This is a genomic window from Flavobacterium flavipigmentatum (genome assembly GCF_020911905.1).
GTDB classification, from domain to species: domain Bacteria; phylum Bacteroidota; class Bacteroidia; order Flavobacteriales; family Flavobacteriaceae; genus Flavobacterium; species Flavobacterium flavipigmentatum.
The window spans coordinates 2,698,622-2,714,564 of record NZ_CP087133.1 but is presented as its reverse complement, the minus strand read 5'-3'; the positions used below and the strand labels follow the sequence as shown (position 1 = coordinate 2,714,564).

At 31.4% G+C, this 15,943-nt stretch carries 16 protein-coding genes; 8 read left to right on the top strand and 8 right to left on the bottom strand.

Features of this window, described 5'->3' with window-relative positions; genetic code table 11:
* Positions 1-153: 153 nt before the first annotated feature.
* Positions 154-2,376, top strand: a complete 2,223-nt coding sequence (locus LNP22_RS11855) for an FUSC family protein (RefSeq protein ID WP_229973637.1) — start codon at positions 154-156, stop codon at positions 2,374-2,376.
* Between the two features lie 36 nt (positions 2,377-2,412).
* On the opposite strand, the gene LNP22_RS11850 is transcribed toward LNP22_RS11855, so the two are convergent.
* From LNP22_RS11850 to LNP22_RS11830, 5 genes are all read right to left on the bottom strand, one after another.
* A complete protein-coding gene (locus LNP22_RS11850; RefSeq protein ID WP_229973636.1) occupies positions 2,413-3,912 on the bottom strand; it encodes a malate:quinone oxidoreductase in 1,500 nt (499 codons plus the stop codon).
* Between the two features lie 108 nt (positions 3,913-4,020).
* Positions 4,021-4,437, bottom strand: a complete 417-nt coding sequence (ruvX, locus tag LNP22_RS11845; protein ID WP_229973635.1) for a Holliday junction resolvase RuvX — start codon at positions 4,435-4,437, stop codon at positions 4,021-4,023.
* A 24-nt stretch (positions 4,438-4,461) separates the two neighbouring features.
* Positions 4,462-4,731, bottom strand: coding sequence for a type II toxin-antitoxin system RelE/ParE family toxin (locus LNP22_RS11840; protein WP_229973634.1), 270 nt, complete (start codon positions 4,729-4,731; stop codon positions 4,462-4,464).
* Between the two features lies 1 nt (position 4,732).
* The gene (locus tag LNP22_RS11835) at positions 4,733-4,966 is read right to left on the bottom strand and encodes a hypothetical protein (protein ID WP_229973633.1); all 234 of its coding nucleotides are present in this window, start codon (positions 4,964-4,966) and stop codon (positions 4,733-4,735) included.
* Positions 4,967-5,157: 191 nt separating this feature from the next.
* Positions 5,158-5,787, bottom strand: coding sequence for a PAS domain-containing protein (locus LNP22_RS11830; RefSeq protein WP_210665654.1), 630 nt, complete (start codon positions 5,785-5,787; stop codon positions 5,158-5,160).
* A gap of 293 nt (positions 5,788-6,080) precedes the next feature.
* Between LNP22_RS11830 and LNP22_RS11825 the strand changes: the two genes are divergently transcribed.
* Entirely contained in the window at positions 6,081-6,896 is an 816-nt protein-coding gene (locus LNP22_RS11825) for a 2,3,4,5-tetrahydropyridine-2,6-dicarboxylate N-succinyltransferase (protein ID WP_026982140.1), read from the top strand.
* 68 nt (positions 6,897-6,964) lie between these two features.
* Here the strand turns inward: LNP22_RS11825 and LNP22_RS11820 are convergent, their stop codons facing one another.
* Positions 6,965-7,717 (bottom strand): glycosyltransferase family 2 protein, encoded by a 753-nt coding sequence (locus tag LNP22_RS11820; RefSeq protein ID WP_210665655.1) that lies wholly within the window; start codon positions 7,715-7,717, stop codon positions 6,965-6,967.
* A gap of 129 nt (positions 7,718-7,846) precedes the next feature.
* Between LNP22_RS11820 and LNP22_RS11815 the strand changes: the two genes are divergently transcribed.
* Entirely contained in the window at positions 7,847-8,914 is a 1,068-nt protein-coding gene (locus tag LNP22_RS11815) for a glycosyltransferase family 9 protein (RefSeq protein WP_229973632.1), read from the top strand.
* A 22-nt stretch (positions 8,915-8,936) separates the two neighbouring features.
* Positions 8,937-9,710, top strand: coding sequence for a glycosyltransferase family 2 protein (locus tag LNP22_RS11810; protein WP_229973631.1), 774 nt, complete (start codon positions 8,937-8,939; stop codon positions 9,708-9,710).
* Here the strand turns inward: LNP22_RS11810 and LNP22_RS11805 are convergent.
* Positions 9,691-10,458, bottom strand: a complete 768-nt coding sequence (locus LNP22_RS11805; protein ID WP_229973630.1) for a lipopolysaccharide kinase InaA family protein — start codon at positions 10,456-10,458, stop codon at positions 9,691-9,693. The genes LNP22_RS11810 and LNP22_RS11805 overlap by 20 nt on opposite strands.
* A 110-nt stretch (positions 10,459-10,568) precedes the next feature.
* On the opposite strand from LNP22_RS11805, the gene LNP22_RS11800 reads away from it, so the two are divergent.
* The 4 genes from LNP22_RS11800 (at position 10,569) to LNP22_RS11785 (ending at position 14,664) form a co-directional block, all read left to right on the top strand.
* Entirely contained in the window at positions 10,569-11,621 is a 1,053-nt protein-coding gene (locus LNP22_RS11800) for a glycosyltransferase family 4 protein (protein WP_229973629.1), read from the top strand.
* Positions 11,622-11,758: 137 nt separating this feature from the next.
* Positions 11,759-12,718: a WaaS/CpsH family glycosyltransferase gene (locus LNP22_RS11795; protein WP_229973628.1), complete on the top strand. Its 960-nt coding sequence runs from the start codon at positions 11,759-11,761 to the stop codon at positions 12,716-12,718.
* Positions 12,719-12,727: 9 nt separating this feature from the next.
* A complete protein-coding gene (locus LNP22_RS11790; RefSeq protein WP_229973627.1) occupies positions 12,728-13,696 on the top strand; it encodes a hypothetical protein in 969 nt (322 codons plus the stop codon).
* 14 nt (positions 13,697-13,710) lie between these two features.
* The gene (locus tag LNP22_RS11785; RefSeq protein WP_229973626.1) at positions 13,711-14,664 is read left to right on the top strand and encodes a WaaS/CpsH family glycosyltransferase; all 954 of its coding nucleotides are present in this window, start codon (positions 13,711-13,713) and stop codon (positions 14,662-14,664) included.
* A gap of 2 nt (positions 14,665-14,666) precedes the next feature.
* Here LNP22_RS11785 and LNP22_RS11780 read toward each other — a convergent pair whose 3' ends face one another.
* Positions 14,667-15,770 (bottom strand): glycosyltransferase, encoded by a 1,104-nt coding sequence (locus tag LNP22_RS11780; RefSeq protein ID WP_229973625.1) that lies wholly within the window; start codon positions 15,768-15,770, stop codon positions 14,667-14,669.
* Between the last annotated feature and the right edge of the window lie 173 nt (positions 15,771-15,943).

Genomic DNA, 15,943 nt, shown 5'->3' with positions numbered 1-15,943 from the left:
CGAATTCAGCTGGCAAAAATAGTAAAAATTAGTCAATGAATAATTGCAAACCTTATATTAAATCTCATTTTTATCTAACTCTGAAAATCAAAGCAATTATTATGCCTAATTAATTCGTACAATTCTTACCTTTGCTTACCAACCTGTTTTTATATGTTTGATCATGTCTTAAAATTTACCAATAGCACCTCATTCATCAATGCCTTAAAAGTAACGATCGCCTCAGTTGTACCCGTTTTGCTATTTCATTTTCTAGGACATTTTGAAATTGGTTTTACCATTGCTCTTGGTGCTTTTTTTACCTATCCAAGTGATATTCCGAGTACTTTAAGTCATAAAATAAAAGGATTGATCGTAGCTTCTTTTATTGTTTCCGGGGTCAATTTATTAGTCAATTTTGCATATCCATATCCGTTTGTATTTTATCCTTTTTTAGGCTTTTTGCTTTTTTTATGTTCTATGATTTCGGTATATGGACAGCGAGCTACTTTAGTCTCTTTTTCGGCTTTAATTTCGATTTCTTTATCTTTCGGACATTTACATAAAGGTTGGGAAGCACTAGAATATTCTGGTTACATTTTTGCAGGAGGTATTTTATATTTAATTGTTTCTCTGATATTTCATTTTATACAACCTTATAAATATGTCGAGTTGCAGATTGCAGAAGGTATCAAACTTACGGCAAAATACTTAAAACTAAGAGGCGATTTATGGAGTCCTGAAGCCAATAGAAAGGCCATTACAGAAAAACAGTTGAATCTTCAGGTCGAACTCAATCTAATTCACGAAGACCTTAGAAAAGTATTGATTGGTAACCAAAATAGTTCGGTCAACAGTCAGAATCGAAAAATGCTATTGGTTTTTATCACTCTGGTCGAAATTCAGGAGTTGGCTTTGTATACTTCATTTGATCACAGTAAAATTAACGAAAAGTTTGACAAACATCCTGATGTTCTAAGAACTTACCAGAATGTCGCTTACAAACTGGCTTCGACCTTAAAAAAACTTTCTAAAAATGTACATAGCATCGCCGTCTACATTGATAAAAATGATTTAAAAAACGAACTTGATGCGCTTGAGTTTGCCATTTTTGATTATGAAAAAAGCTTAGGCAAAGAAAAAGCTTCCGAAGGTGTATTGATGCTAACCAATATGCTAAAATATGCTAAAAATCAGGTAAGTAAAATTAAGATTATACAACGAGCCTTTTCGCTCGCAATGCAGTCTTACAAACTTAAAGACAAGGACAAAGAACTCGAAAAATTCTTAACACCTCAATATTATCCGCTCAATACTCTTATCGAAAATTTAAGCTTTTCGTCTTCTATTTTCAGGCATTCTTTACGGCTGACGATTACAATTTTGATTGGTTTTATTTTAGGAATATTTCTTCCGTTTCAAAACGTGTATTGGATTTTACTGACCATTGTCGTGATCATGCGGCCAGGATACGGACTTACGAAAGAACGTTCTTACAATAGAATTTTCGGAACTGTTTTAGGAGGATTAATTGCCTTTGGAATCGTTTCGGTCATTCAGAATCATGTGGCGCTGAGTATTTTTTCGATTATTTGCATGTTATTAGGGATTTCTTTTACACAAATAAATTACAAAATTAGCGCAACTTTTGTAACCATGTATGTCGTTTTTATTTATGGTATTTTGGTCACCGATATTGTCGAAGTAATTCAGTTTCGAATTTTAGATTCGCTTGCAGGAGCCATTTTGGCATTTTTTGCCAATCAGTTTTTGTGGCCTGCATGGGAATTTATTAACACTCCCATTCATATTGAAAATGCCATTCGAGCCAATCGAAATTACCTTAAAGAAATTGCAGATTTTTATAATAAAAAAGGAGAAGTTCCTACCTCGTACAGATTGGCCAGAAAGCACGCTTTTGTAGAAATTGGTAATTTAATGACCTCGTTTCAGCGTATGATGCAAGAACCAAAATCAAAGCAAAAAACATTACCATTGGTCAATAAATTGGTTGTACTTAATCATTCTGTACTTTCTGCTTTGGCTTCCTTATCTACATACATTCAATCGCACAAGACAACATCCGCCTCAGAATCATTTAATTACATCATAAAAACGATTCTTTTGAATTTAGATCATTCGATTGCAACTTTAAAAAACCAAACCATCCTTACCGATACTTTTTTTGACAAAGAAGATCTGACTTTGCAATTTGAAGAAATGAAACGCAAAAGTTTTACTCGCTTGGCCAGTGATGACGAATTAGACAAAGAAACCCGACAAGCAAAAATGCAAGAAGCCCAAATGGTCATTGAACAATTGATCTGGATGAGCAATCTATCTGAAAAAATACTTAAAATAACCCAAGATTTTAAAGCAATACATCCAGATAATTAGTCTGGATATATTGCTTTTATAAAGTAAAAATTAATTCTAATTGTTGCTAAGTTTTAAAACTTCTGAAGTATGCTTTCTAACTTCGGCCAGGACCTCTGGTTTATCATTTAAAGTTTGTCCGTAAGAAGGAATCATGTTTTTCATCTTCGCTTCCCACTCTGGTGTTTTAATTTGATTGGCAAAACATCTGCTTATCAAATCTATCATGATCGAAACTGCTGTTGATGCACCGGGAGAAGCTCCTAATAAAACGGCCAAAGTTCCGTCGTGCGTATTGATTACTTCGGTTCCAAATTCTAAAATACCGCCTTCTTTTTCATCTTTTTTTATGACTTGCACACGTTGTCCAGCTTTCTCTAACACCCAATCTTCAGAACGTGCCGTTGGCAAATATTCGCGCAAAGCTTTTATCCTGTCCTCTGGTGATTGGCGAACTTGCTCTATCAAATACTTAGTCAATGGAATATTGCGATATCCCGCTGATAACATCGGAATCAAATTGTTTGCTTTAATAGATAAAGGTAAATCTAAGTACGATCCGTTTTTTAAGAAACGGGTCGAAAATCCTGCAAAAGGGCCAAAAAGAAGTGCTTTTTCGCCATCAATTACACGTGTATCAATGTGGGGAACAGACATCGGAGGTGCTCCAACACTGGCTTTCCCATAAACTTTTGCCTGATGTTTTGCAATAACTTCTGGGTTGGTACACTTTAGCCATTGACCACTAACCGGAAAACCGCCATAACCATTTCCTTCTGGAACATTTGCTTTTTCCAGCAAAGGTAATGAACCACCACCTGCACCAATAAATACAAATTTAGTGTAGGCTTTTCTCGTATTTCCTGTTCCTAAATCTGTAATTTTAATTCTCCATGATTTATCCTCGCGTTGTCTTAATTTTTTAACCTCACAATTAAAATGTAAGCTGACACCATCTAATTTTTCTAAATAATTGAACATACTTCTTGTCAAGGCACCAAAATTTACATCGGTACCAATTTCCATGTGAGTAGCAGCTAATTTCTCATTGGGCTCTCTGCCTTCCATAACAAGAGGCATCCATTTTTTTAGTTGTTCAAACTCTGAACTAAAAGTCATTTGAGAGAAAATCGGATTGCTTTGCAGCGCTTCAAAACGATTTTTAAGGTATTCTACGTTTTTATCGCCCCAAACAAAACTCATGTGAGGCACACTTTTGATAAAATTATCAGGAGACGGAACTTTATTTTGTTGTACTAAATAAGACCAAAACTGGCGGGAAACTTCAAAAGATTCTGCTATACTAATGGCTTTTTTAGGATCAATCGTACCATCTTCTTTTTCGGGAGTATAATTTAATTCGCAAAAAGCAGAATGTCCTGTACCTGCATTATTCCAAGCATCAGAGCTTTCCGCAGCAGCGATATCAAGTCTTTCGTAAATTTCAATTTTAATATCCGGTTGTAATTCTTTCAAAATTACTCCAAGGGTTGCACTCATAATTCCAGCTCCAATGAGTACTACTTCACTATTTGAGCGTATCGTTTCGTCAGGCATATCAGTATTTTTTTAAAGTGCAAAGGTAATTTTTATAATTGCAAAAAAAAACTAATTTTTACATGATAAAAGTTAGAAAAATATAAACTTCAGTAAATTGTGATTTGCTTAAAATCGGTTGGAAGAAAGGTAATCTTGTAGCATAATAGTAGCAGAAATTTCGTCTATCAAACCTTTGTTTTGGCGTTGTTTTTTACTTAATCCACTATCAATCATCGTCTGAAAAGCTATTTTTGAAGTAAAACGCTCATCAACCCGAATAACCTTCATTTCTGGAAAAATATTCGAAAAATGAGTTACAAATCCTTTTATAATAGACGCACTTTCTGAAGGCTGACCGTTCATTTGTTTGGGTTCGCCCACTAAAACAGCTTCGACTTTTTCTTTGGCAAAATAATCTTTCAAAAAATCAATTAAAGTATTGGTAGGAATGGTTGTCAGACCTGATGCGATAATTTGCATTTCGTCGGTAACAGCAATTCCGGTACGTTTTTGTCCGTAATCTATGGAGAGAATTCTTGGCATTTTGTAATTTTTATCAAATATAGCCTAAAATATTTTTTTATTTTTCAAAATCCCTAAAACAAAAACCGTTTCATTTTCAGAATCCATTTTAACAACTACCGTGTATCCTTTAAAAATATAATCTCGATAAAGTTCATCTTCAAAATAAATCGATTTTTTAAAATGAAAAGGATTTATTAAATTTTTTTTTATTTTTTCTATAAGATCATTTTTAAATTTTCTAGCCGCAATAGGTTTATCTTTTGAAATAAAATGTACTATATTATTTAAATCATAATTAAAATCAATAGTCAACTCAATCCTCATATTTTGAAATTGTATCTTCGAGTAAAATATCTAATTCTTCAAAAGTGCTGTATTGAGCTGTACCATTCGTGATTTTCAGCGCTCGTTCTTCCAACTTTTTTTTATTTTCCTCAAAATCTGAATACTCCTCAACAATCTTTAATTGATCCGAAGAAAAAGAACTCAATAATTCTAAAATCTTCTCTTTAATCTCTGATTTAAATTCTAATCTAATCGCTTCCATAATACTTTCATTTACAATACAAATATAATGTATTTTCTACAAATTTTCTTTTAATTTTATAAAGGTAAGCAGCTTGTAACCGACTGTTTTTGAAGATTCTCGTGCATTTTTCAAAAACGAAAAAATCCATTTCGAAAATTCAAAACGGATTTCTTCAACATGTAAAAAACCTAAAAAAAAAATCTAATTATTTATCTATTAAATAAACGACTAAAAAAACCTCTTTCATCTTCTTCCTCTTCCACAATTTCTTGCTGTTGAGGAAATTTTGACTGTGATTTTTCGTGTTCATAAATCAGTTCTTTAATGTACTCGACATAAGAACGTTTTTTCTCTTCTAAAAACCCAATCAAATATTTCTCGCTAAATTCTACACCACTCGCTGCCTCGATTTGCAATAATTTTTTATACAAAGGTTCGATATGCAAAGCAATTACTTCTTGAGGTACAGCCTGTCTTCTTCCAAAATAATTTACAATAACATCATTCTCGTCTCTGGAAATTTCAAAATCGGTAATTACCCAGTAATACCTTCCGGACTTTGCAAGATTTTTTACAATGGCATGAAAATTTTTCCCATTTTTAAGATTCTCCCATAGCACTTTAAAAATTACTTTGGGCATATCAGGATGTCTGATAATATTATGAGGTTGCCCCATAAGTTCATAATCTTCATATCCGCAAACGTCTATAAAAACCTCATTTGCATATTCTATGATACCAAATGCGTTGGTTTTACTCATGATCACCTGCGTTTTGTCCCACGAGACTTCTTTGTCAATAATTGTAACTTTGTTTTGAAGTTGATTTTCCTGATTCATATTATTTCTATAAAATCGTTAATGTTGGTTTAAAATTTTTATTCTTGTTTGATATTGAAGAATTTTAATACAAAAATAACGAGATATTAAAATTCAAAATCTGACATTTATCATGTCACAAAATAAAAAATAGTATTTTTTAGAATTTCGTTCAATTCTTTAAAATTCGAATAAAAATGAAGTAGTTTCAATTCAATAAATTAAAAACAAAAAGTTAAATATGTAACATTTTAGGAGGTTTTTGTCTTTTTGATTTTATTCAAAAAACTTATCTTTGCCAAAAATTAAAACCTATGAATTCTTTACAAACTATTATAGAACAAGCTTGGGAAAACAGAGCTTTATTACAAGAAACTACAACAACAGATGCTATTAGAGAAGTTATCGAACTAGTAGATGCAGGAAAATTACGTTGTGCTGAACCAGTTGGCGACAAGTGGCAGGTAAACGAATGGGTTAAGAAAGCGGTTGTAATGTATTTCCCGATTCAGAAAATGGAAACATGGGAATCTGGTATTTTTGAATATCATGATAAAATGTTGCTAAAAAGAGGTTATGCAGAAAAAGGAATTCGTGTGGTACCAAATGCTGTTGCACGTTATGGAGCTTATATCTCTAGCGGTGTTATCTTGATGCCAAGTTATGTAAATATTGGTGCGTATGTAGACGAAGGAACAATGGTAGATACTTGGGCAACTGTGGGTAGTTGTGCTCAAATTGGTAAAAATGTTCACCTTTCTGGTGGCGTTGGTATTGGTGGCGTTTTAGAGCCTTTGCAAGCTGCTCCTGTAATCATTGAAGATGGCGCTTTTATCGGTTCTCGCTGTATTGTAGTAGAAGGTGTTCATGTAGGTAAAGAAGCTGTTTTAGGTGCCAATGTTTGCTTGACGGCATCAACAAAAATTATTGATGTTACTGGCGACGAACCAGTTGAAATGAAAGGATTTGTTCCAGCTCGCTCTGTTGTGATTCCTGGAAGTTATACTAAAAAATTTGCTGCCGGTGAGTTTCAAGTGCCATGTGCATTAATTATTGGTACTCGTAAACCATCAACTGATTTGAAAACGTCTTTGAATAATGCGCTTCGCGAATACGATGTTGCGGTTTAAAACCTAAATAAATTTTTATATTTTAAAAATCCAAATTCCAATTGATTACGATTGGAATTTGGATTTTTTTATTTGGAATTTTTCTTTTGAAGCTTTAAAAGCTTGGCATATTTCATATACGAAAAAAAGCTTTGAATCATAGCAATCGACAATCCATCGATCCCATTTAGAAAACCTTTTTTGAAGAAATAACAACGTACAAAAGCCACAACTCCGTTTAAAACCGGTTTAAAAGCATTTACTCTTTTCCCCTGATCAAACAATTGTTGCGCATGCCAGCCAGAGTACTGATTCTTTTTTGCAATAATCTGATCTAAAGAATCCCAGCCATAATGCAATATATGTACGGCCACTTTTTTCTCATTTTGCGTGATTATTTTTTGATGCACCTTTGCTTCTGATGGATGAGCGGTTGTTTTATTAAAAAAGCGCACTTTATGATCCGGATACCAACCCGAAAAATCAATGAGTTTATCGCCTAAAAAATTCTTTACTCTAAAACTAAAAGCATCATATCCTCCCTCTAAATATTTTTGCTTCACAATAAAATCTGTGGCATCCAAATCTAAAAATTCATCGGCATCCAGATTCAAAATCCAATCATTTTTACAAAAAGGCAAACCATGTGAACGCTGAGGACCATCACCCAAAAAAGCCTGTTCTACAACTATCGCTCCTTTTTGTTTAGCGATTTCGACCGTTTTATCTTTACTCAAAGAATCCACAATTATTACTTCATCACAGACTTTAAACAAAGCGTCTATACATTTTCCGATATTTTTTTCTTCGTTGAAAGTGATAACCAATCCGCTAATTTTCATTGTAAATTTTAATTTAGGTGAAGCAAAAATAAAACTTTTTAATTAGTTTCTTCTTAATCTTTCTCTCTACTTGCTGACTTCGTAAAATAGTTTGTAATTTAGCCCTTGAAAAAGAATTTAGAATCAAAAATGAAAATACTAGTCATACAACAAAAAAGAATTGGAGACGTGTTAACCAGCACCATAATTTGTAACAATCTTAGAACAAAATACCCCGATGCTGTAATTGATTACATGTGTTATCCCAACTCTGTTGATGTACTAAAAGAAAATCCTAACATTGACAATATCATTATTTTGACTAATAAAGTCAGAAAATCAATTCCTTCTTTGTTTCAATTTATTTTTCAAATCAGGAAGAAAAAATACAACGCTGTAATTGATGTGTATTGCAAACTAGAAACCAATTTAATTACATTATTTTCCGGAGCAAAATACAAAGTATCTTATCATAAATGGTATTCACCTATTTTCTACAATCATACTTACGAACGTTTTGACGCTGTAAAATCTGAGCACGGACTGGCTATTGAAAACAGATTACTGTTATTAAAACCTTTTATTTCTGAAAAAATAACAGATGTAAAGCCAAAAATTTTCCTTAAAGAAGAAGAAATTACTACCGCAGTACAACTTCTTAAAGATCATAATATTACGATAGGACAAAAACCTTTAATCATGTTTGGGATTTTGGGCAGTGAAGTTTACAAAACGTATCCTCTTGATAAAATGGCCAAAATCATAGATTTTACTGTTGAAAAAACAAACGCCACCATAATTTTTAATTATATCCCGGATCAAAAAGAATTAGCTCTAGAAGTCTACAATAATTGCTCTGAAGAGACAAAGAAAAATATTGTTTTTGATTTGTATTGCATTGATTTGCGTGCTTTTTTGGCCTTGCTTTCGCAATGCGATATGCTTATTGGTAATGAAGGCGGAGCTGTCAATATGGCTAAAGCACTGGATATACCAACTTTTTCAATCTTTACTCCATCTGTTCGAAAAGAAACCTGGCAGCTCTTTGAAAACGAAGCAAAACACACTTCTATTCACTTAAAAGATTTAAAACCAGAAATATACGAGCAACATACCGAACAATATATTAAAGAAAATACTTTTCAGTATTATGATGAATATCCTTTGCCATTGATGCTTGAAAAACTTGAAACGTATTTTCAAGAATACAAAAACTGATTGCAGAACAAAATAATTCCGGATGAATACTATCGAAAAGCAGAAGCTATCCGTTTTAATTATTACTTTAAACGAAGAACTTTATATAAAATCTTTGCTTAAAGACCTTGATTTTGCTGACGAAATCATTGTTATCGACTCGTATAGCAATGATAAAACAACTGCAATTGTGGAAAGTTTTAAAAACGTAAAACTCATTCAGAATACATTTGAAGATTTTACTACACAACGCAATTTTGCTCTAGAAAAAGCTTCAAATAACTGGATTTTATTTATCGATGCCGATGAAAAACTTTCGCCTGAATTAAAATCTGAAATTATCAATACAATAAACAATCCCAATCCTGCGAGTGCTTATCTGGTGTACAGGACTTTTATGTTTAAAAACACCAAATTAAGATTTAGCGGTTGGCAAACCGACAAGATTTTCAGGCTTTTTGACAAATTAAAATGCAAATATACCACCGAAAAACTGGTTCATGAAAAATTAGAAATCAAAGGTGAAATTGCCGTTTTAAAAAACAAACTCATTCATTATTCGTATACTAATTTTGATGATTATAAAGCAAAAATGAAGCGTTATGGAATGCTAAAAGCCCGAGAAAAATTTAAAAAAGGTCATCAACCTTCTTTTATAATGATGCTATTGCACCCCATTTATACTTTTTTATATCAATTTATAATTCGATTAGGTTTTTTGGACCACACAAACGGAATAATTATATGCTATCTTAATGCGTACAGCGTATTTATTCGTTATAAAGAGTTAAAAAAAATTACTTCTTCCAGAATTTAAGTTTTTTCTTCAAGCGTTTTTTTCTATAAAATTGCTCTTGAAAATCGGCTGTAAATTGCCACAAAATCTCCATTATTTTTTCTTCAGATGCTTGTTTATACAATTTAGCATATTCGTTACTCATTATAACTACCATTTCTTTTAGAGGCGTTAATCTGCAAAGATTTTTCATTCTTTTTTCGAAAGACATTTCGTTATGAAATTCCATTCGATTCAAATCGACTAAGAAAAAATCGTAGTCACCAGCAGCATTTTTCTTTATGAGCGTATTACCCGGCGAATGATCCAAAAACTCAATTCCTTTTTCATGCAAGCCAAAACTAAATCTGGTAAATTGTCTCAATATAGTATCGCGATCAGGATAATCCGGAATTTCGACAAGCTCGCGATACGTTAGATCACAGTCTAAATGTTCACTAATGTAAAAACTTTTATCTAAACCAATTACATTGTAATTTTCAAAATATGCGATGGGCTGTGGTGTTCCAACTCCTAAACTCAGCAAACGATTTGCGTACTCAAATGAGCGTCTTGCTTTTGATTTTCTAAAGTATTTATAAGCAATTTTATTTATAAAATGTGGAATTTTAAACGATTTTATATTAATCGTTTTACCATCCAAATCAAACAGTTTTATAACGTTTCGCTGTCCATTACCAAAAATAGTTCCTGAGTCGTTAAATTCTTCAATAGTATTTAATAAAGACTCTGTATGGGCTGTAAAAATTGGATTTACTTTAAAATTCATTTAGAATATTTTTATGAAAGACAAAAATACGTATAGAATTTAAGACTTCAAATTAATATCGTATTTTCGTGAAAAATTTAAAAATAATGTCAAATCAAAAAAGTGTTTTTTTGGAAACACATAATATCAACAACAGAGCCGGAGGCTTGGGGACTTTTAATTATGAACTAATCAAAGGTTTCTCTGAATTGAATTTTGACGAGATGAGGCTAACATTAAATGCGAGCGACACTAGACTTCTTAAAGATGAATTTGGGAAAAAATTCGAGTATAATAAATATTCGAGTTTATCCAGATTAAATCTTTTTAGAATTAGAAAAAATTACGATTTATGGCATTCTGTAAACCAGAATACAAAGGTTGAACCTTTTGCTTGTAAAAATTACTTGCTAACCATTCATGATGTAAATTTTACCGAAGAAGTTTCTTCTGATATTAATCATAAACGAAATAAACTTTTCTTAAAAAAACTGAACAAAGCAACTGCAATTACTTATATTTCGGAATTTTCAAAAAACCAGACCCACAAATATTTTAATGTACCTAATGTTCCAGAATATATCATTTATAACGGAAATCCAATTTCAATACTATTAAACACATCCTCTTTTGTTTCTCAAGTACCTGTAGATAAGCCTTTTTTTTACAGTATTGGAGATTTTATCGAAAGAAAAAATTATGGTACTATCGTAAAAATGATGAAATTAATTACAGGTTATAATTTAATTATTTCGGGCAATCACTTAAAAAAATATGGTGAAGAAATAAAAGACCTCATTGCTGAACATAATCTCGAAAATCAGGTTTTTTTGACCGGAAAAGTCAGCAATGAAGGAAAGCAATTTTACATGAAAAACTGTACAGCGTTTCTTTTTCCGTCTATCAGAGAAGGATTTGGTTTACCACCAATAGAAGCGATGAGTTTTGGTAAACCTGTTTTTTTATCTGATCAAACTTCTTTGCCGGAAATTGGTGGAAATGTCGCAAATTACTGGACAAATTTTGATCCTGAATACATGAAAACAGTACTTTTTGAAGGACTAAATAACCACGAAAACAATAAAGCTGCATGTGAAAAACTTTTGAAAGAAAGAGCTGCATTTTTTGATTGGAAAGTAGCGGCCCAAGACTATCTAAAGGTATATAAGGAGATTTTACTTTAAAATAAATGCGAATTATTCAAATTTTAAGAAAAATAAAGACAATTTGATACTATAATAGAAATATTAAAGTTATTAATTATTAAAGAAAATAAAAATTAAGGCTAAAACCAATTGTATCTGATCATAACGAAAAAAATATGCGTATTACTTTAATAAGCCTTGATAATTGGGGATTTAATAATCACATTGCAATCACTTTGAAACAAAAGGGTCACATTGTGCATCATATTAATTTTAATAAATATGAATATAAATATCCTAATTTTCTCTATCGAATTTATAATTTTGGTTTAAAAACTTTTTTTAAGAAGAACCTTAAAACAATTTACTTTGGAAAAAAAATCATCGAAGACCTTACCGAAATTAATCAAATTCAAGATTTAATATTGGTCATCAAAGGAGATTTTATTGATCCTAAAAGTGTCTTGGAATTAAAGAAATTTGGAAAAAAAACAGTCGCTTATTTTAATGATAATACAAATCGTTGTCCAAAAATCATTCGGGTTATTCCTAATTTTGATGAAGTCTTTTCGTTTGAAAAGGAAGATTGTAAAAAATACAATTTAAAATTTGCAACCAACTGGATCTATAATTCTGTCTCTGTAGTGGCTCCAAAGCCTTTTGAATATCAGGTTTTTAATATTATTTCGAAAGACAAAAGATTGTCTATTCTTTCTAAAATTGCTGATAACTTAAAATCAAATAATATCAGCCATAAAATATTTGTTTATGATAAAAAATACAGAAAGAAAACATCAACGATTGAATTTATTACCAACCACATTCCTTTGGCAGAAATAAAAGAATACATCAACAGATCTCAGGTTTTATTGGATATTAACAGAAAAAGCCAAAGCGGACTAACATTTAGAGTATTTGAAAGTATGGGATTGCAAAAGAAGCTGATTACCACTAATGCAGATATTGTAAATTATGATTTTTACAACCCAAATAACATACTGGTAATCAACGAAAAAAACCCGATTATTCCGGTTTCGTTTTTTGAAAAAGAATATGAAAAACTACCCGATGCCATTTTTAATAAATACACATTAGAAGGCTGGATAGACATCGTGGTGTACAATACTCTAAGATAATTAACAAAAATGGCACAAAATATATACATTATCTGTCCTCCTAAAAAAGCAACAGGCGGACCAGAAGCGTTGCATCAACTGGGCTATATCCTTAATTCACTTGGATATAATGCCAAAATGTTATACACAAAGAATAAAAAAAATCCTGTTCATCCTTTTTACAAAAACTATAATGTTCCTCATGTAAGAAAGGTAAAAGACAGTCCTGATAATGTCATGATAATACCAGAATCGATGACTAATCTTATTGCAAAATATCCTTTGGCTGATAAAAAAGTCTGGTGGCTGAGTCTTGATTTTTATGAAGTTTTGATGAACAGCCGGGAAAAGAAAAAAAACTGGATCAGGAAGCTAATTGTTCCTTTTAAACATACTGAATATCGCTTTGAGCCCAACAAAACGGTCACGCATTGGTATCAATCTCAAAGAACAAAAGAATTTCTTTTGACCAAAACTCTTGATAATAAAATCGCTTACTTATGCGATTATGTTACGGAACTTTTCTTTGAAAATTTACCAGAATTAGGGCATTTTCAAAAAGAAAACATCATTACTTATAATCCAAAAAAAGGATTAGATAAAATAGAGAAGTACATGAGTCTTCTGCCCGAATACCGCTGGATTCCTCTAACAGGAATGTCGCGCGAAGAAATGCGAGACACCTTGAGAAAAACAAAATTACATCTCGACTTTGGCTATTTTCCGGGACGCGATAAAATACCCAGAGAAGCACTTATTTCGGGTGTATGTTTGTTAACAGGCAGAGATGGCACATCTGAATTTAAAGAAGACTTAGGAATACCGGAAAGGTACAAACTACATAATCATGAAATGCAACCCGAAAAAGTCGTTGCATTAATTAACCATCTCATGAATAATTATGATGAAGTTTTTGAAGAGTTTTTAGATTTCAGATCTTTTGTAATGAATGAAAAGCAAAATATGATTGATGGCGTAAAAAAACTTTTTACAAAATAATAAAGGATGCCATTATGAAAATTTGCTTAATTAGTTTTGATTCTACTTATTACGATCACAACATTGTTGCCGAATTAAAAAAAAGAAACATCGAGGCAAATCATCTCGATATTTCAAAATTTAAATACAAATACACCTCAATTTTTGATAAAATTAGTAATGCTGTAAACAAAACATTTTTTAATAAAAACAAGAAAGTTACAGCCTTAGAAGATTATATTGTTAATCAAGTAAAAGAATGGGGACATCAGGATGCAATTTTGTTTATACGACCTGATAAAATAAGCCTAAAAACGCATTTAGAACTAAAGAAATCAACCAACAAATACCTTGCATATATTTATGATAGCTGCAGGAGATTCCCTATTGATCATTTGCTAGATGGAGTCTTTGACGAAATATTTTCGTTTGATTTGATCGACGCTAAAAAATATAATTTTACATTCATTTCTAATTATATTTATCTTCCAAAGCGAGAATTATTCTCTAAACCTACAAACGAAAATATTTTTATTGTCATTTCTATAGATGAACGATTTGATTTTTTGAATAAACTGGCCAATTATCTTTCTAATCATGCTATTCCATTTAAATTTATAGCAGTTGGTAAAAAAGCCCCTCAAAATAGTAATCAAAACATTATTTATTCACAAAATCTGGTTTTTCCTGAAGCATTACAAACTGATTTTGAAAATTCAAAAATATTTCTGGATTTAATTCGAAAAGACCACAACGGACTGAGTTTTAGAATTTTTGAAGCTTTAGCCATTCAGAAAAAAATAATCACCACAAATAAATCAATTTCTGAGTACGACTTTTACAACCCAAATAACATTTTGATTCTCGATGAAAATGCGACAATTGTCATAAATCCTGAATTTTTAGCGACTCCTTACGAACCATTGGACGAGGAAATTTATAACAAGTATACCATTGAAAATTGGGTAAAAACAGTATTTAAGTTTTAGTATTATCGAACCAAACTAATTATTTTCTTTTCGATAGTGTTATTAGAAAACGGCTCGATAACCATCTCCGAGTCTGAACTTATTTTGTTCCAGAGCGTTTCGTCTTTATAAATTTCGAGTATATTCTTAACTATTTCTTCTTTTTTGTCAGCAACAATCCAGTTGGTATTTTCTTTAAAATCAAAACCTTCTGCACCTATTTTTGTGGTTACCAAAGGCAAACCAAATTCTAAGCTCTGACCGATTTTGCCTTTTATTCCTGCACCATAGCGCAATGGAGCTACAAAAACTCTTGACTCTAAAAAATAGGCAGAGACATCTTCTACATAGCCCAAAATTTTAAACTTTTCTGAATGCAAAGCCAGAATTTCTTTAGAAACATTGCTTCCAATAATATTAATAACAATTTCGGGATCAGTATTCCATAATAAAGGCATGATTTCGTTATGCAGATAATGCACAGCATCAACATTTGGTTTGTGCTCAAAACCACCTATAAACAATAAATCTTTGCGATCCTGAAAGCATTTTGAAGCATCGCTTTTTATAAATTGATGAATATTTCCTATTGCAATCATTTTATCTTCATCTCTATAATAGCCTTTTAAATTTTGCTTTTCAAAATCAGAAATTACAATGATTTTATCTGCTTTTTGGCAATTATCAAGCTCAAGACTCAGATATTTATTGGCTATTTTCATTATTTCTGTATCACCAGTTAACTCGGATTCTCTCTTAAATCTGAGATAATGAAAATCAACCATGTCAAAAAATATTTTTATCAAAGGTTTATTTTTATTTACAATCGGATAATATTTTTCGAAAATTTCAGGTCTGTGCAACCATGCAAAATTCACGTTAGGAAGAATTAATTCGATAAACTTATTTTTAGTAATTAGTTTTCCTGAAGCATCTAAACTTGGCTCGTAAACCACAACTCCTAAATCTTTAAAATACTGAACATATTCTGTTCTAAATTTAAGTTCTTTAAAATCAGCCAATAAAAAAACACCTACTTTATTAGTAATCAGTAGCTTTATAATTTCTGTTAATCGTCTTGACCCCGAATCTTTGTTATATTCAGGCACTTTTGTATCTATTATCAAAACATAAGAGTCAAACTTTAAATTACTAGTAAAACTGCTATATTTTTTTTCTTTTTTAAGCCTTCGGGTCAGAAGAATTAATCTAAAATATAATTTAAGCGATTTATACATTATAAATAATTAGAGTGAAGAAATAGAATTAAAGCTGTAAAGTAACTATTTTAAGAACAATT

Bases quoted from the DNA above. Each gene is read 5' to 3' on its own strand.
- LNP22_RS11855 (WP_229973637.1), top strand. From the start codon at position 154: ATGTTTGATCATGTCTTAAAATTTACCAATAGCACCTCATTCATCAAT.
- LNP22_RS11850 (WP_229973636.1), bottom strand. From the start codon at position 3,912: ATGCCTGACGAAACGATACGCTCAAATAGTGAAGTAGTACTCATTGGA.
- ruvX (WP_229973635.1), bottom strand. From the start codon at position 4,437: ATGCCAAGAATTCTCTCCATAGATTACGGACAAAAACGTACCGGAATT.
- LNP22_RS11835 (WP_229973633.1), bottom strand. From the start codon at position 4,966: ATGGAAGCGATTAGATTAGAATTTAAATCAGAGATTAAAGAGAAGATT.
- LNP22_RS11830 (WP_210665654.1), bottom strand. From the start codon at position 5,787: ATGAATCAGGAAAATCAACTTCAAAACAAAGTTACAATTATTGACAAA.
- LNP22_RS11825 (WP_026982140.1), top strand. From the start codon at position 6,081: ATGAATTCTTTACAAACTATTATAGAACAAGCTTGGGAAAACAGAGCT.
- LNP22_RS11820 (WP_210665655.1), bottom strand. From the start codon at position 7,717: ATGAAAATTAGCGGATTGGTTATCACTTTCAACGAAGAAAAAAATATC.
- LNP22_RS11815 (WP_229973632.1), top strand. From the start codon at position 7,847: ATGAAAATACTAGTCATACAACAAAAAAGAATTGGAGACGTGTTAACC.
- LNP22_RS11810 (WP_229973631.1), top strand. From the start codon at position 8,937: ATGAATACTATCGAAAAGCAGAAGCTATCCGTTTTAATTATTACTTTA.
- LNP22_RS11805 (WP_229973630.1), bottom strand. From the start codon at position 10,458: ATGAATTTTAAAGTAAATCCAATTTTTACAGCCCATACAGAGTCTTTA.
- LNP22_RS11795 (WP_229973628.1), top strand. From the start codon at position 11,759: ATGCGTATTACTTTAATAAGCCTTGATAATTGGGGATTTAATAATCAC.
- LNP22_RS11790 (WP_229973627.1), top strand. From the start codon at position 12,728: ATGGCACAAAATATATACATTATCTGTCCTCCTAAAAAAGCAACAGGC.
- LNP22_RS11785 (WP_229973626.1), top strand. From the start codon at position 13,711: ATGAAAATTTGCTTAATTAGTTTTGATTCTACTTATTACGATCACAAC.